23 protein-coding genes are annotated in these 24091 nt (G+C 72.7%); 12 read left to right on the top strand and 11 right to left on the bottom strand.

Annotated elements, in window-relative coordinates:
• Window positions 1-9: 9 nt before the first annotated feature.
• Complete coding sequence (locus ACVMYR_RS31080; protein ID WP_457123513.1) at window positions 10-1500, top strand: CoA-acylating methylmalonate-semialdehyde dehydrogenase; 1491 nt, start codon at window positions 10-12, stop codon at window positions 1498-1500.
• On the opposite strand, the gene ACVMYR_RS31085 is transcribed toward ACVMYR_RS31080, so the two are convergent.
• Entirely contained in the window at window positions 1472-2854 is a 1383-nt protein-coding gene (locus ACVMYR_RS31085; RefSeq protein ID WP_457123491.1) for an acyltransferase family protein, read from the bottom strand. The two genes, ACVMYR_RS31080 and ACVMYR_RS31085, sit on opposite strands and share 29 nt — an antisense overlap.
• Window positions 2855-2897: 43 nt before the next feature.
• Window positions 2898-5318, bottom strand: coding sequence for a tetratricopeptide repeat protein (locus tag ACVMYR_RS31090; RefSeq protein WP_457123492.1), 2421 nt, complete (start codon window positions 5316-5318; stop codon window positions 2898-2900).
• Between the two features lie 198 nt (window positions 5319-5516).
• Between ACVMYR_RS31090 and ACVMYR_RS31095 the strand changes: the two genes are divergently transcribed.
• The 3 genes from ACVMYR_RS31095 (at window position 5517) to ACVMYR_RS31105 (ending at window position 7527) form a co-directional block, all read left to right on the top strand.
• Window positions 5517-5933 (top strand): hypothetical protein, encoded by a 417-nt coding sequence (locus tag ACVMYR_RS31095; protein WP_457123493.1) that lies wholly within the window; start codon window positions 5517-5519, stop codon window positions 5931-5933.
• 40 nt (window positions 5934-5973) lie between these two features.
• Window positions 5974-6342 carry a hypothetical protein gene (locus ACVMYR_RS31100; protein WP_457123494.1) on the top strand — a complete coding sequence of 123 codons (369 nt, stop codon included), beginning with the start codon at window positions 5974-5976 and terminating at the stop codon, window positions 6340-6342.
• 192 nt (window positions 6343-6534) lie between these two features.
• On the top strand, window positions 6535-7527 hold the full coding sequence (locus tag ACVMYR_RS31105) for a hypothetical protein (RefSeq protein ID WP_457123495.1): 993 nt from the start codon (window positions 6535-6537) through the stop codon (window positions 7525-7527).
• A 31-nt stretch (window positions 7528-7558) separates the two neighbouring features.
• Here ACVMYR_RS31105 and ACVMYR_RS31110 read toward each other — a convergent pair whose 3' ends face one another.
• A complete protein-coding gene (locus ACVMYR_RS31110) occupies window positions 7559-8548 on the bottom strand; it encodes an N-acetylglucosamine kinase (RefSeq protein ID WP_457123496.1) in 990 nt (329 codons plus the stop codon).
• A 198-nt stretch (window positions 8549-8746) separates the two neighbouring features.
• On the opposite strand from ACVMYR_RS31110, the gene ACVMYR_RS31115 reads away from it, so the two are divergent.
• The 7 genes from ACVMYR_RS31115 (at window position 8747) to ACVMYR_RS31145 (ending at window position 16318) form a co-directional block, all read left to right on the top strand.
• The gene (locus ACVMYR_RS31115; protein ID WP_077939248.1) at window positions 8747-9703 is read left to right on the top strand and encodes a MurR/RpiR family transcriptional regulator; all 957 of its coding nucleotides are present in this window, start codon (window positions 8747-8749) and stop codon (window positions 9701-9703) included.
• Window positions 9700-10449 (top strand): sugar isomerase domain-containing protein, encoded by a 750-nt coding sequence (locus ACVMYR_RS31120; RefSeq protein WP_077939249.1) that lies wholly within the window; start codon window positions 9700-9702, stop codon window positions 10447-10449. The genes ACVMYR_RS31115 and ACVMYR_RS31120 overlap by 4 nt, the downstream gene beginning before the upstream one ends.
• Before the next feature lie 25 nt (window positions 10450-10474).
• Window positions 10475-11887, top strand: coding sequence for an N-acetylglucosamine/diacetylchitobiose ABC transporter substrate-binding protein (gene ngcE, locus ACVMYR_RS31125; RefSeq protein ID WP_457123497.1), 1413 nt, complete (start codon window positions 10475-10477; stop codon window positions 11885-11887).
• Window positions 11888-11929: 42 nt separating this feature from the next.
• Window positions 11930-12871 carry a carbohydrate ABC transporter permease gene (locus tag ACVMYR_RS31130; RefSeq protein WP_457123498.1) on the top strand — a complete coding sequence of 314 codons (942 nt, stop codon included), beginning with the start codon at window positions 11930-11932 and terminating at the stop codon, window positions 12869-12871.
• A 13-nt stretch (window positions 12872-12884) separates the two neighbouring features.
• Entirely contained in the window at window positions 12885-13844 is a 960-nt protein-coding gene (locus ACVMYR_RS31135) for a carbohydrate ABC transporter permease (protein WP_396787974.1), read from the top strand.
• Between the two features lie 35 nt (window positions 13845-13879).
• Entirely contained in the window at window positions 13880-15565 is a 1686-nt protein-coding gene (locus ACVMYR_RS31140) for a bifunctional 3'-5' exonuclease/DNA polymerase (protein WP_431896703.1), read from the top strand.
• 159 nt (window positions 15566-15724) lie between these two features.
• Window positions 15725-16318, top strand: a complete 594-nt coding sequence (locus tag ACVMYR_RS31145; RefSeq protein ID WP_074474259.1) for a nucleotidyltransferase family protein — start codon at window positions 15725-15727, stop codon at window positions 16316-16318.
• Window positions 16319-16458: 140 nt separating this feature from the next.
• Here the strand turns inward: ACVMYR_RS31145 and ACVMYR_RS31150 are convergent, their stop codons facing one another.
• The 8 genes from ACVMYR_RS31150 to ACVMYR_RS31185 form a co-directional block, all read right to left on the bottom strand.
• Window positions 16459-16971, bottom strand: coding sequence for a Pycsar system effector family protein (locus tag ACVMYR_RS31150; RefSeq protein ID WP_457123499.1), 513 nt, complete (start codon window positions 16969-16971; stop codon window positions 16459-16461).
• Window positions 16968-17600, bottom strand: a complete 633-nt coding sequence (locus ACVMYR_RS31155; RefSeq protein ID WP_457123500.1) for a hypothetical protein — start codon at window positions 17598-17600, stop codon at window positions 16968-16970. The genes ACVMYR_RS31150 and ACVMYR_RS31155 overlap by 4 nt, the downstream gene beginning before the upstream one ends.
• A gap of 146 nt (window positions 17601-17746) precedes the next feature.
• Entirely contained in the window at window positions 17747-19822 is a 2076-nt protein-coding gene (locus ACVMYR_RS31160) for a hypothetical protein (protein WP_457123501.1), read from the bottom strand.
• Window positions 19819-20628: a hypothetical protein gene (locus ACVMYR_RS31165; protein ID WP_457123502.1), complete on the bottom strand. Its 810-nt coding sequence runs from the start codon at window positions 20626-20628 to the stop codon at window positions 19819-19821. Before ACVMYR_RS31165 ends, ACVMYR_RS31160 begins: the two co-directional genes overlap by 4 nt.
• A gap of 98 nt (window positions 20629-20726) precedes the next feature.
• Window positions 20727-21413, bottom strand: a complete 687-nt coding sequence (locus tag ACVMYR_RS31170) for a Crp/Fnr family transcriptional regulator (protein WP_457123503.1) — start codon at window positions 21411-21413, stop codon at window positions 20727-20729.
• Between the two features lie 91 nt (window positions 21414-21504).
• Window positions 21505-22035 (bottom strand): DUF6036 family nucleotidyltransferase, encoded by a 531-nt coding sequence (locus ACVMYR_RS31175; protein WP_457123504.1) that lies wholly within the window; start codon window positions 22033-22035, stop codon window positions 21505-21507.
• Window positions 22032-22424: a hypothetical protein gene (locus tag ACVMYR_RS31180; protein ID WP_457123505.1), complete on the bottom strand. Its 393-nt coding sequence runs from the start codon at window positions 22422-22424 to the stop codon at window positions 22032-22034. Before ACVMYR_RS31180 ends, ACVMYR_RS31175 begins: the two co-directional genes overlap by 4 nt.
• A gap of 175 nt (window positions 22425-22599) precedes the next feature.
• Window positions 22600-23034: a VOC family protein gene (locus ACVMYR_RS31185; protein ID WP_387164443.1), complete on the bottom strand. Its 435-nt coding sequence runs from the start codon at window positions 23032-23034 to the stop codon at window positions 22600-22602.
• Between the two features lie 61 nt (window positions 23035-23095).
• Here ACVMYR_RS31185 and ACVMYR_RS31190 point away from each other — a divergent pair, with 61 nt between their 5' ends.
• Window positions 23096-24061 (top strand): helix-turn-helix transcriptional regulator, encoded by a 966-nt coding sequence (locus ACVMYR_RS31190; RefSeq protein ID WP_198956687.1) that lies wholly within the window; start codon window positions 23096-23098, stop codon window positions 24059-24061.
• Window positions 24062-24091 lie beyond the last annotated feature (30 nt).

The following is a 24091-nucleotide window of genomic DNA, read 5'->3' on the forward strand; positions in this document are numbered from 1 at the left end:
GCGAACGCCGTGCACCTCATCGGGCACTTCGTCGACGGCAGGCGGATCGACGGCACCTCCGGCCGGCGCGGTGACGTGTTCGACCCGGCCACGGGACGGCGTACCGGCCAGGTGGCGCTGGCCTCCGCCGCGGACGTGGCGGACGCGGTCGCCGCCGCCGGCCGCGCCGCCCGGACCTGGCGCGACGCCTCCCTGGCGAAGCGCACGGCCGTGCTGTTCGCGTTCCGCGAGCTGGTGCACGCCCGCCGCGACCGGCTCGCCGAGGTGATCACCGCCGAGCACGGCAAGGTGCTCGCCGACGCCGCCGGGGAGGTGCAGCGCGGCCTGGAGGTCATCGAGTACGCCTGCGGCATCCCCTCGGCCCTGCGCGGCGGGTTCAGCGAGAACGTCTCCACCGAGGTCGACTCGTACAGCCTGCGCCAGCCGCTCGGGGTGGTCGCGGTGATCTCCCCGTTCAACTTCCCGGTGATGGTGCCCCTGTGGTTCGTCCCGGTCGCCGTGGCCTGCGGCAACGCGGTGGTGCTCAAGCCCAGCGAGAAGGACCCGAGCGCGGCGCTGCTGCTGGCCGAGTGGTTCGCCGAGGCCGGCCTGCCCGACGGGGTGCTCAACGTGGTCAACGGCGACGCCGAGGCGGTCGACGCGCTGCTCGACCACCCGGGGGTGAAGGCGGTGTCGTTCGTCGGCTCCACCCCCGTCGCCCGGCACGTGCACCAGCGCGGCACCGCCGCCGGCAAGCGGGTGCAGGCCCTCGGCGGGGCGAAGAACCACATGGTGGTGCTCCCCGACGCCGACCTGGACCTGGCCGCCGACGCGGCGGTCAACGCCGGCTTCGGCTCGGCGGGGGAGCGGTGCATGGCGATCTCCGCGCTGGTCGCGGTGGAGCCGGTCGCCGACGCCCTGGTCGCCCGGATCGCCGAGCGGATGGGCCGGCTGCGCACCGGCGACGGCCGGCGCGGCTGCGACATGGGCCCCCTGGTCACCGCCGCGCACGCCGCGAAGGTCCGCGCGTACGTCGACGCCGGGGTGGCCGCCGGGGCCGTGCCCGTCGTCGACGGGCGCGACGTCGCCCCGGACGGGGACCCGGCCGGCTTCTGGCTGGGCCCGACCCTGTTCGACCGGGTCACCCCGGACATGTCGATCTACACGGACGAGATCTTCGGGCCGGTGCTCGGCGTGCTGCGGGTCGGCTCGTACGACGAGGCGGTGGACCTCGTGAACGCCAACCCGTACGGCAACGGCACGGCGATCTTCACCAACGACGGCGGCGCGGCCCGGCGCTACCAGCACGAGGTGGAGGCGGGCATGGTCGGCATCAACGTGCCGATCCCCGTGCCGATGGCGTACTACTCGTTCGGTGGCTGGAAGGCGTCCCTCTTCGGCGACCTGCACGCCCACGGCGCCGACGGGGTGGCGTTCTTCACCCGGGGCAAGGTGGTGACCAGCCGGTGGCTGGACCCGCGCCACGGCGGGGTCAACCTCGGCTTCCCCACCCAGACCTGAGCCATCGCAGCAGCCCCGCCCCGGCCAGGTACGCCACCAGCGCCGGGGCGGGCAGCCCCAGCGGCTCGGGCGCGGCCTTCGGGGTGACGGTGTTGACCAGCAGCCCCGCGATCACGGCGGCGTACCCGGCGACCACCAGGCCGGTGTGGGCCGGCCGGCGGCGACGCGCACCCTCCCCGGCGCGCCGCCGCCGGCCGGCCCGCGCCTCGACCGGCCCGAAGACGGCCACGAGCCCGGCCAGCACCACGGCGAGCAGCAACAGCCAGGGCACCCGCCAGGCCAGCCACGCGGCGGTCCCCGCCGCGGGGGTGGGCAGCAGGCCGAGCGCGTCCAGCGCGCCGACCAGCAGCAGGGCCGCCGTGAGGTGCCAGAGGAAGACGGTCAGCACCACCGAGTTGACCGCGATGACCGCCTGCCACGGGCCGGGCCGGCGCAGCCACCGCTCGGCGGGGTCGCGCAGCAGCAGGACCAGCCCGAGCTGGGCGGTGGCCAGGGCGAGCAGCGCCAGGCTCGGCGGGCTCGCGTTGTCCAGCCGCTCGCCGGGCACGTGCAGCATCGCCACCGGGTACGGCCCGACTGCGGTGAGCAGCAGCAGCGCGCCGAGGCCGCCGGCGAGCAGCGCCACCGCCGCCGGGCGGGACGTCGGCAGCGGGTGCCGGGCGCCGTCGGCCGCGCCGCCGCCCCGGGGACCGCCGGCTGCGGCGTGGGCGTGGTACCAGGCGAAGCCGGCCTGGTGCACGGCGAGCCAGCCGGCCAGGTAGCTGCCGTACGCCAGCGGCGCGGGCCCGGCCAGCCGCCCCACGTCGCCGAGGGCGACCACGCCGACCAGGGCCACCGGCACGGCGAGCCCGAAGCGGCGGTGCAGCGCGTGCATCGGCGGGGTGAGCGCGACGGCGGCCAGGTAGGGCACGAGGAACCACAGCGGGATGGTGGCGAACCAGACCACCGTGCGGATCCGCGCCTCCCCGGCGCCCCACAGGGACGACCCGCCCGCGCCGGCCGCCAGCACCAGCAGCAGGACCGTGGTCGGCGGCACCAGCCGGGCGCTGCGCGCCAGCAACCAGCCGGTGGCGTCGCCGCCCCGGGCCCGGTTCGCGGTCAGCGACGCGGCGTTGGCGAACCCGCCGACGAGGAAGAACACCGGCAGCACCTGCCCCACCCAGGTCAGCGGGTACGCCCACGGCAGGTCGCCGAGCGCGGAGTGGCCGGTGGGCCGGCCGGCGGCGTCGCGGCCGATGACGGTGACGCCCCAGTGCCCGGCGACGACCATGCAGATGGCGACGGCCCGCAGCAGGTCGACGTAGCGTTCCCGCCCGGCCGGGGTGCGCTCGGCGAGCTGCCGCAGGCGGCGCATCAGCCCAGGCTAGGCCAGGCCGGGCCGCCCGGTGGCCGGATCGTCAGCGCCGGGGCGTTCCCGGGCCGTCCGGGTCCAGCTCGGCGCAGATCACCGCGTCGAGGCTGGCCCGGACGCGGTCGGCCTTCGGGTCGCCGAGGTCGTCGAGGATGGCCAGCGCCTGCCGCCACGCGGCGGCGGCCCCCTCGGGGTCGCCGGCCTCGCACAGGGTGTCACCCAGGTTCGCCCCGGCCTCGGCCTCACCGTGCCGGTCACCGAGCGCCGCAAAGAGCCCCCGGGCCCGTTGGTACAGCTCGGCGGCGCGCGCGTGCTCGCCGAGCAGCCGGTGGACGTAGCCGAGGCTGTCGAGCGTCATGGCGACCCCGTCCAGGTCGCCCAGCTCGTCGAGCAGGGCCAGGGCCTGCTCGCAGTCCGCGATCGCCCGCCGGTGGTCGCCGAGCTGGGCGTGGCACCAGCCGACCGAATTGAGCGACGCCGCCTCGCCGCCCCGGTGGCCGGCGTGCCGGAACAGCTCCAGGGCCCGCAGGTCGTGACCCAGCGCGGTGCGGTGGTCGCCCGAGCGCTCGGCGATCCAGCCCAGGCTCCGGTGCGTGAACGCCTGGTTGATCCGGTCGTCCAGCGACTCGAACAGCACCAGTGCCCGCGACTGGTGGGCGCGGGCGTCGAGGATCCGGCCGAGCCGGGTGGCCGCGCCGCCGAGGAAGCGGTGCGCGTGGGCCTCGGCGCTCCGGTCGCCCAGCCGGCGGGCGGCGCGCAGCGCGATCTGCTGCGTCGCCGTCCAGTCGGCCCAGTGCCCGCGCAGGTCGAAGAAGCTGACGCAGGCGGCGGCGAGCTGCCAGGCGTGCGTGTCGTGGCCGGTGCCGGCGGCGTGCTCGACGGCGGCGACGAGGCAGCGGTGCTCCGCCGCGAACCAGGCCAGCGCGGCGGCCCGGCCGTCGACGCGCTCCGGGGCCACCCCGGGCGCGGGGTCGGCCAGGGTGATCGGGCCCCGGGGCGGGACCAGGACCTGCTCGGCGGCGTGCGCGGTGTGCAGGTAGTGGTCGAGCAGCCGGCGGGTCGCGGCCGCCCGGCCGGCCGCCGGGTCCGCGTCGGCCAGTTCCCGGGCGTACGCGCGCAGCAGGTCGTGGCAGGTGAACCGGCCGGGCCGGTGCTCGGTGACCAGGTGCGCCCCGACCAGCTCGGCCAGCGGCGGCCGGACCTCGGCGACGGACGTCCCGGCGAGGCTGGCCACGGCGGCCGTGCCGACGTCCGGCCCGGGGGACAGCCCGAGCAGCCGGAACAGCCGGGCGGCCGGCGTGCCGAGGAGCGCGTACGACCAGGACAGCACGGCCCGCACGTCGATGCCCGGGTCGGTGCCGGCGAGCGGGTCGAGGCGGCGTGGGGCCTCCCGCAGCTCGGCGGCGATCGTGGCCAGCGGGAAGCATGGGTGGGCGGCGGCGCGGGCGGCGACGACGGCGAGCGCCAGCGGCAGGCCCGCGCACCGCCCGACGATCTCGTCGACCGCGCCCGGCTCGGCGTCCACCCGCCCGGAGCCCAGCCGGGCGGCGAGCAGCGCCCGGGACTCGGCCGGGTCGAGCAGTTCCACCGGCACCGGCCGGGCACCCTCCACCGCGACCAGGCCGGGCAGCTGGCCGCGGCTGGTCACCAGCACCAGGCAGCCGGACGCACCGGGCAGCAACGGGCGGATCTGGTCGGCGTCCCGGGCGTTGTCCAGCACCATGAGCACGCGCCGGCCCGTCAGCAGGCTGCGCAGGAGGGCGGCCTGCGCGTCCGGGCCGGTCGGCACGCGGTGCCGGGGCACCTCGAAGGCGTCCAGGAAACCCCGGACCGCCTCGGCGGGCGGGACCGGCGGCTTGCGGGGGTCGAAGCCGCGCAGGTCGACGTGCAGCTGCCCGTCGGGGAAACGGTCGCGGACCCGCTGCGCCCAGTACGTCGCCAGCGTGGTCTTGCCGACTCCGGCGGCGCCGGTGACGACGGCGATGACCGGGGCGGCGGGGTCGGCGTCCGCATCGACGAGCAGCCCGTCGAGTTGCACCAGCACGTCCTGCCGCCCGGAGAAGGCGCCAAGGGTGGGCGGCAGCTGCGCGGGCACCGGCAGCGCCGGCCCCGGGCGGTCGGCGGCCGACTGCGCCTGCGGCCCGTCGCCGGGCGTCGGGTCGGCCGCCGGAGGCTCCGGCCCCGGCGCGGCGGGGCTGGTGGCCGCGCGTGGGGCGCCGCCCGGCGCGAGGCGCTCGCCGACGGCCCGTTCCCACCGGGTGGCCCACACACCCGCCTCGGCCGGCGTCACGCCGAGGGCGAGCAGGAGCCGGTCGAGCGCGTCCATCGGCATCGCGCTGCGCCCGTTGAGGTAGTTGGCCAGGCTGCTCCGGGGCACGCCGGTGGCCGTCGCCAGGTCCTGGAGGGAGAGCCGGGCCTTGCCCCGGGAACGGGCGGCGCGGACCCGCAGCCGATTGAGCTCCGCCAACAGCTCGCCCTCCGTCCCGGGTGGATCGTGTGCGGACGGATCAGCGGAGCCATTGGTCACGGTCGCATCCTTCCATCGGCGTCCGACATCGTCCATGGACGTCCAGGTTCGCGGATTCGTCCCTCGTCGGCTGGCAGATTCAGCACCGCAAGCGCCTCCGCCGACCCGGTGGTGGCCGAGAAGGAGGGGAGTGCTCGGATGACGAATCCCGGCATGTTCGGCAGGATCGCGGCCGTCACGGGGGCTGCCGCGCTGGTGTTCACCGGGCTGTCCGGCCCGGCGGGGGCGGCGGAGCGGCAGGTGGGGAGCGCCGCCGCCCCCGGGCTCGGTGCGACGGCTGTGACCTGTGGAAACGCGGCCTGGCCGCACGAGAACTGGGACACCGGCTCGGGCAAGACGACCAGGCAGGCGGCCGTCCACACCGGCCCGTACGGCGACTGCGCGATCACGGCGTACCTGCCGACCGGCACGCAGGTCACCTTCGACTGCTACACGATCAACGACTACGGCAACACGTGGACGTGGGTGCGCGACCCCCGCGGCGCCAGCATCGGCTGGGTGTACGACGAGTACCTCAACCCCAAGGGCGCGATGACGCTCTGCCCGAAGTACTGAGCATCGACTCACGTTCCGGAAGAATCGGGAGAGGAAACCGATGAAACGAAAGTTCCTGACGCTGGCCACCGCGGGTCTGATGGCGTCCGCGGCGTTGCTGGCTCCCGCCTCGCCGGCCTACGCCGCCGACACCTGGTGCGGGACCGCGCGGGACTACAAGGTGACCGGCACCACCAAGACCAGCGCGAAGGCGGAGGGCCGCACGCTGGCCCTTCGCACCTACAACAGCCACGTCTTCGCGGTGATCTACGGCGGCGCGTCCGGTGACGCCGTGAGCATGGGCTGGAACTACTCGGGCAACGACGTGTCCTACTGGTGCGGGGGTACGGCGGCTCGTGGCCGTTGTGGTCCACCGTTCCGGACGGCAAGAACTCCGCCTTCACGGCGGCGGTGCCCTTCAGCCAGGTGAACTGGGCCTTCGCCCGCGGCAAGCTGGCGGTCACCGGCTTCAAGTTCGACACCGTGAAGGTGTCCCTCTGATCCTCGGCGAACCGGCCGGGTGAGCAGGTATCGGCGGACGTCCATCCGGGGGAGGGCGTCCGCCGATGCCGTCAGCAGTGCCCGGGCCGCCGGCCCTGCCGCCAGCGAAAGGGAACGAACCATGGGACGTCCAGCGCGGAGCCTGCTCCTGACGGTGCTGCTGGGGGCGGTGCTGCTCGGCTCGGTCGGGGTGGCCACCGGCCTGCCTGGGCGGCTGGTCGCCGAGGCGCGGAAGGGACGCCCGCCGGCCGCTTCGGTGTCCGTCGGCCCGCTGCCGGGAGCAACGTTGCCGATCGCCGACTGGGAGCCCACCCTCGACCAGTACCAGCGGATCCAGCGCGCGCGCCTGCTGGCGACCCGCCGATGCATGGCGAGGCTGGGGATCGATCTTCCGATGCCACCCGTCCGGCCGGTGCGTCATCCGGGTGCGACGGGGGCGGTGCACGCGCTCGGCGACCGGGACCCGGCACGCTTCGGGTACCGGGGTCCGGAGGGCTACCAGGACGATGTCTTCACCGCAATGGTCCGCGGATTGACGAAGGCGTTGGTGGTGCCCGAACCCTTCATCGGGGCGTTCGACGGCTCCGTCGACACGTTCCGCGGTGTGCCCGTGCCGTCCGGCGGCTGCGAGGGTGAGGTCCGAGGGCTGCTCGACACCCCAGCCGGCGTCGCGTTGCGGGCGTCGATCCGGGACGAGCGTGTGGTGCCGTGGACGGCCTTCGCCGAGCTGGAACAGGCCGCCACGGCGAGGGTCGAGTCCGACGACCGGTTCCGGCGGGCCCAGGCCGACTGGAGCCGGTGCATGCGACGGGCGGGCCACCGGTACGCCGACACCACGGCCGCCGAGGGGGACGGTCGATGGGCCACGTCGGTGTCGGTCACCGACGAGGAGCCGGAGCGATCCGTGTCGGCGCAGGAGATCGCGACGGCTGTGGCCGACGACCGGTGCCGGACCGAGGTCGGCCTGAAGGCGCTTGCGTTCGCCCTGCTCGCTGACTACCAGGGCGAGCTGATCCGCCACGACGATGCGCGCCTGAAGCAGGTGCGACGGCTGCTCGACCTCCAGTTGGCGTCGGCGGCGGCGATTCTGGGTGAGCCCGGCGCGGAGCGGTAGCGAGCCGCCGCGTTCGGCGAGGGTGCGCGGGTCAGGGCGTCGCCGGCACCAGCAGCGGGTGCAGGGCGGCCGGGTCGGCGACCCCGGGCAGGTCGCGGGCGGCGAGCCACGCCGCCCCGGCCGCCCCGTCGCCGGCCGTGGTCAGCGGCGCGGCCGGCCACCGCCGGGCCAGCTCCGCCCGGACGGCGGCGGCCAGCGGGGTGTCGCCGGTGAGCAGCCCGCCGCCGAGGACCACCGGGTCCACCGCGCCGGCCGGGCGGATCCGCGCGGCGCTGTCGGCGAGGTGGCCGGCGGCCGCCCCGATCAGCCCCGCCGCGACCGGTTCGGCCTCGACGGCGGCGGCGACCACCAGCGGCGCGAGCCGGGACAGCTCGACCGGCGGCCGGCGGGTGACGGCCTGCACCACGGCGTCCACGGTGTCGCGGGGCCGGTCGGCGACCCGGTCGACGCCGAGCAGTTCGGCGAGCACCCGGCGGCCCAGCGGCCCCGGGGCGTGCCCCGCGTCCAGGTCGGCCAGGAGCCGACGGACCGCCTCCCGGCCCAGCCAGAACCCGGAGCCGGCGTCGCCGAGCAGCCAGCCGTGGCCGTCGGCGACCCGGTCCAGCCGCAGGTCGCGGACCTGCGCGGCGATCGCGCCGGTGCCGGCGATCAGCACCGTGCCGTGCGCGCTGGGCGTGCCGGAGGCGTACGCCACGAGGGCGTCGCCGTGCACCGCGTACGGGCAGCGCAGGCCCGCGTCGCGCCACGCCCCGTCGAACGCGGCCCGCCCGGCGGGGTCGGCGAGCAGCCGTCCCGCCCCGGCCAGCCCGATCGTGCCGGCCCGCACCCGGGCCGGGTCCACGCCGGACAGCGCGGCGCGCAGGGCCGCCCGGAGCTCTGCGGCGGCCCGCTCGGCGCCATGGCTGGTCGGGTTGCCGCCGCCGGCCCGGCCGGTGCCGAGGCGCTCCCCGGCCAGCGTCACGGCGAGCGCCCGGGTGGACGTACCCCCGACGTCGAGGCCGACCACGACGGTGTCGGACATCCGGTGGGCCTCCCCGGGTCGGCGGTGCGGGCGGATTCATGCTGGTCGACCCGGCCGTGCGGGGCAAGATCCCCGGCCGGGCGGGGGGCCGCGCGTCAGGTAACAGTTTGAAAACTTCGACCACGGTCTTGACACGGAGGGCCCTTCAGTAAGAACTTTTACCACTAACAGTTAACACTCTTTTCCGAAAGGCGTCGCATGGTGGATCACGAGGTCGACACCCCCCGGGGCGCCGCCGTGGTCGACGCCGACCAGGCCGACCGGCGGGCCGCGCTGCCCACCGACGGCGTGCTCGCCCGCGTCCGGGCCGGCGCGGCGGAGCTCACCGGCGCGCTGCGCCGCGTCGCCGAGCACGTGCTCAGCGACCCGGAGGCCGCCGCGCGGGCCACCATCGTCGAGCTGGCCGAGCGCAGCGGCACCTCCCCGGCCACCATCACCCGGTTCTGCCGCGCGATGGGCTTCGAGGGGTACGCCGACCTGCGCCTCGGCATCGCCGCCGAGACCGGGCGGGCCCGCTCCGCCGGCTGGACCGTCGACATCGGCCGGGAGATCCAGCCCGGCGACCCCCTGGAGCGGGTGCTCGGCCAGATCATGGCCGCCGACACCCGGGCCATGCACGACACCGCCGCGCTGCTCGACCTCGCCCAGGTGGAACGGGCGGCCGTGGCCATCGCCGGGGCCAGCCGGGTCAACATCTTCGGCGCGTCCGGCAGCGCCCTGGTCGGCGAGGAGATGCAGTTCAGCCTGCACCGCATCGGAGTGGCCGCCTGGGCCTGGAGCGACGTGCACGAGGGGCTGGCCAGCGCCGCGCTGCTCGGCCCCGGCGACGTGGCGCTCGGCATCTCGCACACCGGGCAGACCCGGGAGACCATCGAGCTGCTCGCCGAGGCCGGCAGCCGGGGCGCGACCACCGTCGCGCTCACCGGCTTCCCCCGCTCGCCGCTGGCCGAGCTGGCCGACCTGGTGCTGCTCACCGCCAGCCAGGCCACCACGTTCCGCCCCGACGCGCTGTCGGCCCGGCACCCGCAGCTCGTCGTGCTCGACCTGCTCTACATCGCCGTCGCCCAGCGCACCCACGACCGCGCCCACGCGGCCTTCCGGCGCACCGCCCAGGCCGTCGACGGGCACAAGGCCGCGAAGGGGGCCACCGCATGATCAGCGCACAGGGATACGCCGAGGCCGTCCGGCCCGTCCTCGACCGGGTCGTCGACTCGCAGGCCGGGGCGGTCGGCCGGGCCGCCGACCTGATCGCCGCCGGCCTGCGCGCCGGCGGGGTGCTCCAGGCGTTCGGCGCCGGCCACTCCGAGGCGTTCGCCGCCGAACTGGTCGCCCGGGCCGGCGGGCTGGTCCCCACCAACCGGATCTCCCTGCACGACCTCGTGCTGCACGGCGACGCGCCCCGCGACGTGCTCGCCGACCCCAAGCTGGAACGCGACCCGGCCGTCGCCCACCAGCTCTACGCCCTCGCCGCCCCGCAGCCGGGCGACGTCTTCCTGATCGCGTCCCAGTCCGGCATCAACGGCTCGGTGGTCGAGCTGGCGACGCTGGTCACCGGGCACGGCCACCCGCTGATCGCGGTCACCTCGGTCGAGCACACCTCGCGGGTCGCCCCCCGGCACCCGTCGGGGCACCGGCTCGTCGACCTCGCCGACGTCGTGCTGGACAACGGCGCGCCGTACGGTGACGCACTGCTGCCGCTCTCCGGCGGCGGCGCGGTCTGTGCGGTCTCCTCGGTCACCGCCGCGCTGCTGGCGCAGTTGGTGACCGCGGAGGTCGTACGACGGTTCCACCAGGCCGGGGAGGTACCCCCTATCTACCTCTCCGCCAACGTCCCCGGTGGGGACGAGCACAACCTCGCCCTCGAGTCGCGGTACGCCGGGCGTCTCCGGCGCACCGCCTGATTCGACACCTCAAGGAGAGACAACGATGTCGGTTACCCCCGAGAACCCGGCCGATCTGGGCCGCCGGACCCTGCTGCGCCGTGCCGCCGCGGCGGGCCTGCTCGTCACCCCCGCCGCGGGCCTGCTCAGCGCCTGCGCCGGCAGCGAGCCGAGCAAGTCCGACGACACCGGCGCCGCCAAGAGCAAGGACAACCCGTTCGGCGTCAAGGACGGCAGCGCCGTCAAGGTCGTCATCTTCAACGGCGGCCTCGGCGACCAGTGGGCCAACGAGGACAAGGCCGTCTTCGCCGCCAAGCACGCGGGCGTGACGGTCAACATGAGCTCCACCCAGAAGATCAAGACCGAAGAGCAGCCGAAGATGGCGACGCAGCCGAGCGACCTCGTCATGAACTCGGGCGCCGACATGATGGACATCAGCACCCTGGTCAACGAGGGCGCGATCGAGCCCCTGGACGACCTGCTCACCGCCCCGGCGTGGGACGGCGAGGGCACCGTCGCCGACACGCTGCTGCCCGGCACGGTCGAGGACGGCACCTTCCAGGGCAAGTTCTACGTCGTCAACGTGGCCTTCACCGTGTGGGGCAACTGGTACAACGGGGCGCTGTTCGCCAAGGAGGGCTGGCAGCCGCCGACGACGTTCGACGAGTTCTTCGCCCTCGCGCCGAAGATCAAGGCCAAGGGCATCGCCCCGTACGTGCACGACGCCGTGCACGGCTACTACCCGCGCTGGGCTCTGATGGCGACGATCTGGAAGTCCGCCGGCCGGCAGGCGGTCGTCGACATCGACAACCTGAAGGAGAACGCCTGGAAGGCCGACGGGGTGCTGCCCGCCCTCCAGGCATGGGAGAAGCTGGTCAAGGACCGGCTGCTGCTGCCGGGCAACCTCAACCACACCCAGTCCCAGCAGGCGTGGCTCGACGGCAAGGCGGCGTTCATCCAGGTCGGCACCTGGCTGAAGAACGAGATGGCGGCGACGATCCCGCCGGGCTTCGAGATGAAGCTGTCGGACTACTGGGGCCTCGGGGCCACCGACAAGGCGCCCAAGGACGTCTTCGCCGGCGCGGGCGAGGGCCTCGTGGTGCCGAGCAAGGCCCCGAACAAGGCGGCGGCGAAGGAGTTCCTGCGGGCCGTGCTGTCGAAGTCCGGCTCCGCCAAGTTCGCCGAGCTGACCAAGTCGCTGGCCTCCACCAAGGGCTCCGGCGACGGCGTGCAGGACACGGCGCTGGCCAGCGCCAACGAGCTGATGCGCAACGCGCCGAAGGACCTGATCAAGACCAAGCTCTTCGACTTCTACGCCGACCTGGACAAGGAGAGCCAGAACCTCTCCGAGGAGCTGATGGCCGGCCGGCTCACCGCGCAGCAGTTCGTCGACAAGATGCAGGCGGCCGCCGACAAGGTCGCCAAGGACTCGTCGATCAAGAAGCAGACCCGCGCCTGATCCCGGTGGCGGCCCACTGATCCGTTCGAGAGAGTGAGTGGAATGCGGCACGGTGTCGCGCGCTTCGTCACGGGCTTCCTGGCCCTCCCCGTCGCGCTGTACCTCTTCTACGTGGTGTGGCCCTTCGCCCAGGCGGCCGGATACTCGCTGACCAACTGGGGCGGCTACTCCGACAAGCAGGAGTTCGTCGGGCTGGACAACTACGTCCGGCTGTTCTCCGACGAGCTGATCAGGAAGGCGTTCTGGCACAACGTGTTCTTCCTGGTCACCGTGCCGCTGTTCACGATCGCGCTGGCCCTGTTCCTCGCGTTCCTGCTCAACGTGGGCGGACGCGAGGACAGGGCCGGCATCCGGGGGGTCTTCGGCTCCGGGCTCTACAAGGTCATCTTCTTCTTCCCGCAGGTCCTGTCGCTCGTGGTGATCGCCGTGATGTGGCAGCAGATCTACCGCTCGGACAACCAGGGCCTGATCAACGGCCTGCTGATGAAGATCGGGCTGGTCGACGCCGACAACCCGATCGGGTTCACCGCCGACCCCGAGCCGTTCCTCGGCGTGCCCGCGGTGCTGTGGTGGCTGCTGTTCATCGCCGTGTGGAGCGGGGCCGGCTTCTACATGGTGCTCTTCTCGGCGGCGATGCAGTCGATCCCGAAGGACATCTACGAGGCGGCGCTCCTCGACGGGGCGAGCCGGTTCCACACGTTCTTCCGGATCACCCTGCCGCTGCTGCGGGACACCATCTCGGTGGCCTGGGTCTACCTGGGCTTCATCGCGCTGGACATGTACGCCCTGGTCTTCGTCATGACCCCGAGCCAGGGCGGGCCGAACCACGTCAGCGAGATCTTCGCGTCGGTGCTCAACTTCACCGCGTTCCAGAAGGGGCAGTTCGGCTACGCCTGCGCGATGGGCGTGGCGCTGGCCATCTTCACGATCCTGCTGGCCGCTCTCCAGCTCCGGATCACCCGCCGTGAGCGGATCGAGTACTGAGGAGACCCCGACGATGAGCACGGTGACCCACCCGTCCGGTGAGCGGGCCCGCCCCGGGCGTCCGGCCCCCCGCCCCGCGCCGAGCCGGGGCCTCGTCAGCCGCGGCCGGGAGCTGGGCGGACGCTTCTTCAACGGCTTCTCCCACCTGTTCCTGGTGGTCTGGGCCGTGATGGTGATCTACCCGCTGCTGTGGGTGGTGATGTCGGCGTTCAAGGACGATTCGGAGGTCATCCGCGAGCCGCTGTCGCTGATCCCCGACGAGCTGCACTGGGACAACTTCACCCGCGCCTGGGGCGAGGGGCACCTCGGCGCGTTCTTCCTCAACACGCTGCTGGTCCTGGTCGGCAGCGTCTTCCTGACCATGCTGCTCGGCTCGATGGCCGCGTACGTGCTGGCGCGTTACGAGTTCCCCGGCAACCGGCTGATCTACTACATGTTCCTGTCCGGCCTGACCCTGCCCATCTATCTCGCCGCCGTGCCGCTGTTCAAGGGCGTCTACAACATGGGGATCGTCCTGCCCCTGCTGGGCCCGAACCGGCACCTCATGCTGATCATGGTGTACGTCGCCTGGTCGCTGTCGTTCACGGTCTTCTTCATGCACTCGTTCTTCCGGACGCTGCCCGACTCGATCGCCGAGGCCGCGATGGTCGACGGGGCCTCGCACAGCCGGTTGTTCTTCAGCATCATGCTGCCGATGGCCAAGCCGGGCCTGATCAGCATCGGCATCTTCAACGTCCTCGGCCAGTGGAACCAGTGGTACCTGCCGACGCTGCTCATGCAGTCGGTCGCCGGGGAGCCGAAGAACCAGGTGATCGCCCAGGGGCTCATCGAGCTGTCGGTCAACCAGGGCTACAAGAGCGACTGGAGCGGGCTGTTCGCCGGGGTGACCATGGCGATGCTGCCGGTGCTCATCGTCTATATCGTGTTCCAGCGCCAGGTGCAGTCCGGCCTGACCGCCGGCGTGAGCAAGTAGCCGCCGCACGCCGAGCGTCGTACGGTGCAGGCAGAATCGCGTTCGTGCTGGTGGCGGTGGAGGCGGACGACCGGGGCGGGGGAGCGTTGCTGCCCCTCGACCAGGCCGGCCGTCCCACCGGCCCGGCCGAGCAGGCCACCGACCTCGCCGCCGCCGTCGCCGCCCGGGAGGCCGCCGCCCACCCCCGCTGGGTCTGGGGCAGCGGCGCAGGCGTCTACCCGGCGCTGCTGCGCGCCGGGGTCCGGCTCGACCGCTGCCACGACGTGGAGCTGACCGAGTCGCTGCTGCTCGGGCACGCCGGCCGCTGGGGCGAGCCCCGTTCGCCGGCCGCCGCGTGGGCCCGGCTGACCGGCGCGCCGGTGCCGCCGGATCCGCCGCCCCGCGCGGCCGAGCCGCCCGGCCACGGCCAGGGCGCGCTCTTCGACACCCTGCCCGGTCCGCCGGGCCCCGGCGTCGAGGCCCTGACCCGGGTGTACGCCGACCAGCTCGACCGCATGGCCGCCACCGCCCATCCCGGCCGGTTCCGGCTGCTGGTGGCCGCCGAGTCGGCCGGCGTGCTGATCGCGGCGGAGATGGGGGCGGCCGGCCTGCCCTGGCGGGCCGAGGTGCACGACGAGATCCTCACCGGGCTGCTCGGCGAGCCGTCCCCGGTCGGCGGCCCGCCCCGCCGGTTGGCCGAGCTGACCGCCCGCATCGCCGAGGCGTTCGGCCTGCGCCAGGTGCACGCCGACTCCCCGGCCGAGCTGCTGCGGGCGTTCGCCCGCGTCGGCGTGGAGCTGCCCAACACCCGGGCCTGGGTGCTGCGCGGCGTCGACCACCCGGCCGTGCCGCTGGTGCTGGAGCACAAGGAGCTCTACCGGATCTGGACGGCGCACGGCTGGGCCTGGCGCGACGCCTGGGTGCGCGACGGCCGGTTCCACCCGGAGTACGTCCCCGGCGGCGTCGTCTCCGGGCGGTGGGCCACCCGGGGTGGCGGCGCGTTGCAGATCCCCAAGGTGATCCGGCGGGCGGTGGTGGCCGACCCGGGTTGGCGGCTCGTCGTCGCCGACGCCGGCCAGCTGGAGCCGAGGGTGCTCGCGGCGGTCTCCGGCGATGCCCGGCTGGCCGCCGCCGGCGGGGCGGGCGACCTCTACGCCGCCCTGGCCCGGGACTCGTTCGGCGGCGACCGGCCCCGGGCCAAGGTGGCCCTGCTCGGCGCCATGTACGGGCAGACCGGCGGGATGGCCGTCCCCGCCCTCGCGGTGCTGCGCCGCAACTATCCGACCGCCTTCGCGTACGTGGAGGCGGCGGCGCGCACCGGCGAGGCCGGCGGCCTGGTGCGCTCCTGGCTTGGGCGCACCTGCCCGCCCGGCACGGCCGGTTTCACCGACGGCGACGACGCGGGGGTCGACCCGGAGGCGGCGGCCGACCCGCAGGGCCCCCGGGCGCGGGCGGCCCGGTCCCGGGGGCGGTTCACCCGCAACTTCGTCATCCAGGCCACCGCCGCCGAGTGGGCGTCCACGTTGCTGGCCACGCTGCGCACGGCGCTGGCCGGCAGCGACGCCGAGCTGGTCTTCTTCCAGCACGACGAGGTGATCGTGCACTGCCCGGCCGGGCAGGCCGACGCGGTGGCCGAGGCGGTCCGCGCCAGCGGCGCGCGGGCCACCGCCCTGCTGTTCGGCGACACCCCGGTCCGGTTCCCGCTGGACCTGTCGGTCGTGGACTGCTACGCGGACGCCTGACCTGGCCGGAGGCGGCAGCCCGGCGACGCGCAGCGGCTGGCTGGCCGACCCGAAGCGGCCGGCGGTGCCCCGCCCCGCACCCAGAGTGCGGCAAATATCCGTTTCGCCCCGACACTCATCGCGGGGGTGCTCGTTGCACCCGGTGTGCGTATCGCAGGAATGATCATCGCGGCGGGCGGGGGACGCCGCCTCGGTGGCCCCGAGGCGTTGCTCCACCAGGGTGACCAACCCCTGGTGGACCGGATGATCGACACGATGACCGAGGCGGGCTGCGCGCAGATCGTGGTGGTGCTGGGCGCGGCGGCCGACCAGGTGCGGCAGACCGCCGACCTGACCCGGGCCACGGTGGTGGTCAACCGCGCCTGGGGCACCGGCGTCGGCTCGTCGATCCGGGCCGGCCTGGCGGCGCTGACCGACCAGCGGATCGAGGCGGTGGTCGTGGTCCCGGTGGACATGCCGGGGCTCACCCCGGCGGCCGTGCGGCGGGTGGCCGCGTTGCCGTACCCCGACGTGCTGGTCTGCGCCACCTACGACGGGCTGCGTGGCTACCCGATGCTGTTCGGCCGCCGGCACTGGTCCGGCATCGCCACCCTGGCCAGCGCCGACGTCGGGGCCCGGCCCTACCTGCTGGCGCACAAGGACCAGATCGTCGACATCTCCTGCGACTCGGTGGCCGACGGCAGCCGCGTCGACACCCCGGAGCTGATGGCCCTGTACGGGCTGACCGTCCCGCCCCAGCGCGTCGGCGCCTGAGCCTTGGACGTGGCGCCGGGTCGGATCGGCCGAATGGGCTTGCTGGATGGACCGGGCGCACATGCGGCGGCGGAGTCGGCACGTTCCGTACGTCAGCGGGACAGCTGAACTATCGGAGCTGCCGACATTCCGACGCCCCGCTACCCCAGGCCTGCGGCCACCCACGCCGCGACTCCGACCGCGAGAAGGCGGATGGACCAACTCGCTCGGGTGAACTTGTGGTGGGCGACCAGGTTGGCTGCCCAGATGTGACCAGCGAGCATGCGCGACGTCGCGTCGTCATCGGCCGTGGTGGCCAGCCACGCGTCGATGAATCCCTGGCTGTTGCGTGCGTAGCGTTGTGCCACATCGTCGAAGTGGTGAAGCGCTTCCAGATCGGTGATCTGCCGCCGGGGGGCCAGGGTGAGCAGGGTCAGGAGGGCGCTCAGAGCAGCACTTACACCGGCGATGGTCAGCAACACCGTCTGCCAGTTCGCCCCCACCGTGGCGGGCTGGTACCGGCCGGCCCAGAGCTGACTGCCGAGAAGTCCGTCCGCCGCCAGTACTGCGGTGACTTTGACGTCCGCGAACCGAATGGCCTCGTTGAGCTGTTGCAGAGCCGACCAGGCCGCATTGCTCCGGTGCGGGTTCAGCGGGTGCTGATCGGTGCTCACGATGGCGACCGAGGCGACGGGGTGGCCGATCCTGATGGCAGGCGCTCGGCGAGGTCCGGCCGGCGGAAGCTACGGAACACGACGCCCAACTGGTCTATCAGGTGGGAACGCTCGTCCTCATCTAGTCCGCCAAGGAACTCACCCATCAGCCCAGCGATGGTCTGGCCCTGGGGCGATACCGCCGCCGTAGGCGCGTCTCCTTTCAATCGTTCGGCGATGTCCTCGAAGGAATTGCCGGCCAACACGGTCAGGTCCGTCGGGTGCTTCACGTGCCAGTACATCCGGGCGATTCCCGGATCGCCGAAGATCTCGTCCCGGAGATAGCGGAGTTGCCGGAGCTCTTGCTGTTGGCGCAGTATCTCCCGGGCCTCCTCGCGTTGTTCCTCCTCCCAGGCCTCAGTGATCGTCTGAGCCTCTGCCGTGGCGGTCAGCCGAACGTGTAGCAGGGTGACGACCAACTCGGTGCCATGGATGCGCCAGGGGACGGACCTGTACGCGTTCAGCCGGTCCACCAACTCGGCGACTGCCGTCACCCGGTAGCCGGCGGATACCTTGGCGAGGAAACCCCGGACGGCGCGCCAGACGGTGTCGGCGCACCCGTTGTCACCCCCGCGCCACTGCACGTCCACGTCGGCAAGAAAGTGAGCACCCTCGACTGCGCTCGGGACACTTCTGCCGAGGAATTGCGTCTGGCCGACGGGAGGAGTGACGTGGCTGTCCGTAGCTTCGTAGGCCCAGGCGTGAGAAGTCCGGCGAAACGATCCCCACATCGTTCTCAACTCCTCGCGGTGAGTGGGTCGGCGCGGTGCAGGGCCTCAACCAGACGGTCCCGCAGTTCACGGCGGACGGGCTGGTCATGGTCATCTCTCACCGGCTGCCAGGTGAACGCGAGCTTGCAGATCCGGACCATCCGGCTTGTGCCAGCGCAGTCCCAACGCACTGTGTCGGCGAAGAACTGGATGAACCGCTCAGCGTCGCTTCCGCTGCCGACTGCCGCTTCGAGGGTCGTGGTGACGAACGCTGCGCGGATATCGGCCGAGTCGGGGGCGTCGATGAGTCGGGCCGCCGCCCGGACCAGCGCCTCACGTTGCTCCGGCACGTCGTCGGCATGGAGGAGCGGGTGGGCTTCGAGGGGGGAGAGGGCGCTGAAGATCCGCCAGGCAGCCTCGGCGCGAGGGCCGGAACCATCGGTCGCCCACAAAGTGATCACCTGCAGCACGCGCTGGCGTAGCTCCTGCCGTTCCCAGAGCCGGATCACCGCGACGACTACTGCTTCGGTCACAGCAGGATATTGCCGGGTGCAGAGATGCCCCAGTCGAGTCAGCGACACCTTCGGGTAAAGATCTGCCATCTGACCGGCGCAAACCTCGGCCACGACGGTCAACAGGCGAGCGTCCGTCAGGTCCCGGGCCCATCGGTACAACAGGGCTCGGACCTCGACGCCGACTTCGTCGCTGACGGCGGTCGCGGTCAGCGCGTTGACGATGTGGTCCCGCAGATGCGGGCGGCTGACCCAGTGTCGCAGTTGGGTGAGCGGACGGACGTCCCGTCGCCGGAGCACCAACCTCACCATCATTTCGGTGACCCGCGCGGCTGTCACCGAAGAGCTGCGACCGTTGCGCTGGCTGGCCAGCGTCGTTGCCCACTCCCAGAGCTTCCGACGGAACACCGACGAACGGTCGGCGTGGACGAAGGTGAGGGCGGCTTCTGCATAGTTCGCGCGGACAAACCAGAGCCGGCCGTCAACGATCTCGGCGCCGACGGCGGCGGCGAGGGCGCGGAGCCCCGCGTTTGCCAGCCCGTCCAGTCGAGAAACCTCAAGATCGCCGAGGTGCCTGCCCAAAGCATTGACGGTATCGAGAATGTCGGCGGCCAGTTCCCCCTCCAACATCGCGGCTGCCACCAGGAACAGGCGTGCTCGGAGGTCCCAACTGGCATCGGCGAACCAGCTCGCAAGTTCGTCGTCCCAGTCGCCGTATGCGCCGCTGACCTCCTTCGCCAGTTCCTCCCCATGCTTGTCCGGATGGTTGCGCATCGCGGAGACGACGATGTCAGCCAGCCGCGCTGCGTCAGCAGCGGAGGCCCGATCCAAGAGTCGGCCGATCATCGGCTGAGTCACGACTGCCTCCACGTCCACCTCGGCAGCGGCGCAACGTCGTCGTACCAGCTCGATGGGATCGGGTGGCGCTACCTCGATGACGGGTATCCCGACCTGACCGCCGATCGCCTGCCAAACCGCTGTGGTCGCGGTGATGACCAGGTGAGACCCGAGGGAACGGAGATCGGCAGCGTGCGCATGCAGTACACCGGCGAACTGGGGGTCGACCCGACTCGCCTCCCGGGGCAACCGCAGCAGCTGGACGACGCCTCTCTCCTTCGGCAGGTCGGTGCCGGCAAAGGGACGACCGTCCTCCCCGTCGAACAGGATTCGCTGGAGCCGCCACCCAGCCCGGCCGAATCCATCGAGCAGCGCGACCGCAACCGTGGTCAGTCCGGTTCTAGCGGCCCCGACGAGCACCACGCACGGTTCGTTGGTCAGAAGCCGCTCGACGTCGCTACGGCTCAACCGTCCTTCGTGGCCGGGCCGGTGGAAGCTTCGCTCCACAAACGTCGCCATGACCTGCGCGACGTACGTGGGAGTCAGCTGGTGTGCGGAGATCAGCCTGTTCAACAGCTTGACCTCGTTGTAGATCGTTTGATGCATGCCGCCGTTCACGATGCCCCCGGCCACCGCTTGGCCGTAGTTGGCAGCCTGCTCCGGACCGTCGTATGACCCGTCGTCGACGTAGTCGTCTGAGTCCTCGTCGAAGACATCGATGATGTCGCCGAGGCCGATGGATGGTCCGTTCATCGCTGCTCTCCGAACTGCTGGTGCATTCCTCCGTGCACGGTGCCACCAGCCACCGTCTGGCCGTAGTTCGGCCCGATGGGGTGTGGGGCGGGCGAAGGAGACGCGGGCGGCACCGAGCGGTCGAGGTGCTCGGGGCCGTCAGGATCTCCGCCGAGCCGGGCCGGACCTCGCCCGGACGGCGCGGGCAGATGCATCCAGGCGCGTTGCGCGAACGCTTTACCGGGAACCCGCGCCGTCACATCGACGAAGTGGTCGGGATGGAGACCGGCGTAGCCGGCGCTAACGACGTCATGGAAGACCCGGTCAGAGACGATCAGGACCATCAGGGTGACGTTCGGACTGGCCTCCTTGAGCGCCTGCTTGACGACGTCGGAGTCGAGGAGGCGGTGAGTCTCATTGCGAGCCACGCCGTTGCCGCCCTGGCCGGCTGACAGCGAATCGACCGGCAACGGGCCGACGTGCAAGCTCACCCGCAGGCGCAGCGCTGGGTCGCCGGGCTGGCTGCGTCGGTGTTCGTCGAGGCGTTCCTGGAGCCGAGCAGGAAAGGGGTGGATGAGGTGCGGGAGGACCCGGGTGGGTAGACCGACGGCGAATCCGTCCCCGGTGTGGCCGAAGAAGTCAGGGCTTGACCAGTCAGCCTCCAACCCGGCGCGCCGCATCGCATCACCGACCAGTTGGGGAATGAGGGCGGCGACGTCCTCGTGCGTACTGCCGGGCAGCTCGGTGAACCCCTTGGCATCCACTGCCAACACGGCGCGGTACGGCGGCAGCGGGCGGGACTGCTGGAACGGCCTGGGCTGGTTCATCGCATTCCTCTCGTTCGATTCGAGTGATGCGAGCAATCGTCGTCCGCCAGGTCGGACAGAACTGCCCAGCAGTGGGCAGCGGCAGTGTGTTCCAGGTATCAGTCCGAATGGTGGTCCAGGCTAGCGATCCGGTGTAGAGCCGAGACGTCGCACACCGTTACCCGTCGTCGCCGGGTGTCGACCACGCCCTCCGCGCGCAGGACGCCGAGAGCAAGCACCACGGCATTCCGTGACGCTCCGACCAGCTCTGCCAGATCCTGCTGCGGCAGGTCGACTCCGGCTGGTTCGAACCCGCCGCTTGCAGCCTCGTGCAGACGAAGGAGCGCTCTGGCCAAGCGCTGCCGGACGGGGAGGACCGCCAGTTCCGTCCGCTGCACATCGGCCTCCCGCGACCGGGTGACGTTGTATCGAGCGAACGCGGCGGCAACCGCTGGCTTCTCGACGAACCGCCGGAATGCTGATCCCGTAAGCAATCGGCAGGTCAGGGTGGTCAGGGCGGAGACCGACGCGAAGCGTCGTCGTCCGTCGAGTGCTGCCCAGTCCCCGACGACGTCCCCAGCGCCTCTAATGGTGAGGATCGTGCGCCCGCCCGATGGTTCGCTGCGGACCACCTTGACCGCACCACGCAAGATGACGTGGACGAAATCGCCCTCGTCGCCCTGCCTCAGGAGCTGGACGCCGACGTCGAACGTGTGCCTGCTCCCCAGGGTCTGAAGATCTGCCCAGTCTTGCGCCGACAAGTAGGCGGGGAGGCCGGCGACCCTGTGTTCCCTGTCATCGTCCATGCGCAGAAGCTAGCGAAGTAGTCGATTCATCGCGGAGAGGCGTGACCGCGTTCGTGCGGCTCCCGTGCGTCTTCGACACTCGACGAGCGGGTCATCGAGTGTCGAAGACGTCGTCGAGCACGAGCCTTGCCCGTCCCGGAACCTCCTCCTCGGGGAAGACCTCCGCACAGAGACGGAGAACATCCTCAGCGTTGCTGAGCCCCATATGCTCCACCAGAAAGCGGATGTCTTCGGCATCGCGACGCCGTGCCGCGAGCACCTTCATGGCCAAGAGATGCTCCGGTGATGCGGCAGTTACCCGGAGGCCCGGGTGATCGAACACGCGAGGTGCTGCTGCGTCGCCGCCCGGGGCGACGTAGGCACTCGCCTGCTCGTTGAGCCACCAGCTCGGCAGGCCGAGTTCGGCGGCGACCGCCCGGGCTTCGTCGAGCACGACGCCGTGCGGCTGGAAGACCGCATCGATGTCACGGGTTGCCCGGCGGGCGTCGTATGCCAGAGCCATGGCTGCGCCACCGAAGATGTACAGGTCCGCAACCACCCCGCGCCGGGCGAGCCGGTCCCCGAGACGGCGGAAAGCATCCTCGATCGCGGCGCGATCCAACAGCGGGTCGGTGGCACTCACGCGACGTTCAACTCCTGGGCTGCCACGTACACTCCGCGGCGTCGGAACGCCGCCGGCGCGTGCACTATGGCGTCGACCCGGGCTGCGGGGGTGTTGAATGGGAACCAGAACCGCCGCAGCGACCGCGTCTCAACCCAAGCCGGGGCGCCACGCCCATCCTTGGCCGCCAGGTGCTCCGCCAGCGCTGCGAGGAACACGTCCCAGTGCTCGTCGCCTGTAGGAGGCGGTTCCATGGCCAGCAGGTCTATGCGCGTCTCGATCGGTTCCCAGCGATGCTCCTCCAGGAACTCCGCTATCAACCGCCATCGCCGTGACTCGTCGGCCCCAACGAGCAGAGCACCCAGGCGCTGCACCGTCAGGGGCTGATACGCCGCTGTACGATCGTTCACGCCCCAGACGGTAGTACAGCCGCCGCCACGATCCGTAGTTCGCCGCCACATCTCCGCGCGGCCGTCCGCCTCGACATCTGACAGCCGGCTCGGGCGATGGTTCAGTAGACCCGAGAGGACAGCAAGTCACCTGAGGGCGGGTCGGACTGCTTCCCACGACCGGACGGGCAAGTGATCAGTCGAGGCAGAACTCGTTGCCCTCGGGATCGGCCATGACGATGTGCCCCGCGTCGAGCGGTGCGGCGGGCTCGTGGCGGCGCAGCCGGGTCGCGCCGAGCGAGACGAGCCGCTCGGCCGCCGCCTCCAGGGCCGCCATCCGCGCGTCGCCGACCAGCCCCGGGGCGGCCCGCACGTCGAGGTGCACCCGGTTCTTGACCTGCTTGGGCTCCGGCACCCGCTGGAAGAACAGCCGCGGCGCGGTGCCGGCGGGGTCGACCACCGCCGAGGCGGAGTTGCGTCGCTCGGGCGGCACGCCCATCGCCTCCAGTGCCTGCTCCCACGACTCGAAGCCGGGCGGCGGGGCCTGCACCTGGTGGCCGAGGGCCTCGGCCCAGAAGGCCGCCAGGGCGGCCGGGTCGGCGCAGTCGAACGTGATCTGAACGTCGGTCATGGTGCCAGCCTCCGGCATATCGCGGACAGGTTCGTTCCTAGACCTGTGCAACGATCGACGGGTGACCGTCGAGGCGACGACCGAGCGGGTGCTGCGGCTGCTGGCGCTGCTGCAGCGGCGACCGTCCTGGACCGCCGCCGAGATCGCCGCCGAGCTGCGGGTCACCGACCGCTCGGTGCGCCGCGACGTGCAGCGGCTGCGCGCGCTCGGCTACCCGGTGCACGCGGCGGCGGGCGTCGGCGGCGGCTACCGGCTCGGCGCTGGCACCCGGCTGCCGCCGCTGCTGCTCGACGACGAGGAGGCGATCGCGACGGCGGTGTCCCTGCGACTGGCCTCGGGTGGCACGGTCGCCGGGGCGCAGGAGGCGGCACTGCGGGCGCTGGCCAAGCTCGACCAGGTGCTGCCCGCGCGGCTGCGCGCCGAGGTGCGGGCGGTGCACGCCGCCACCGACACCCTGGTCGGCCCCGGCATCGAGATCGACGCGGAGCTGCTGGTGACCCTCGCGCGGGCCTGCCGCGACGCCGTGCGGGTCCGGTTCCGTTACGCCGGCCGCGACGGCGCGGAGAGCGAGCGCACGGTCGAGCCGGTGCGGATGGTCACCACGGGCCGCCGGTGGTATCTGATGGCGTGGGACGTCGACCGCGGCGACTGGCGCACGTTCCGGCTCGACCGGATGCGCCAGACGGCGGCGACGACGTGGCGCTTCCGGGCCCGGGAGCACCCCGACCCGGTCGCCCACGTGCGGCGGGCCGTGGCCGAGGCACCGTACCGGCACCTCGCCCGGGTGCGGGTGCACGCCCCGCCGGACGCGCTGCGGGCACTGGTGCCGCCGCAGGTGGGGCGCGTCGAGGGCGGCCGCGACGGCTGGTGCATGCTCGTCGTCGGTGGGGACGACCTCGACTGGCTCGCCCTGCACGTGGCCCGGCTCGGCTTCGAGGCGGAGGTGCTGGAGCCGGCGGAGCTGCGGCAGGCCCTCGCCCGGCTCGCCCGCCGCCTCGCGGCGATGGCCGGGCCGGCTATCGCGTGATCGTCTGCTGATTCCGGAGACGACACGCCG

The organism is Micromonospora sp. PTRAS2 (assembly GCF_054052245.1).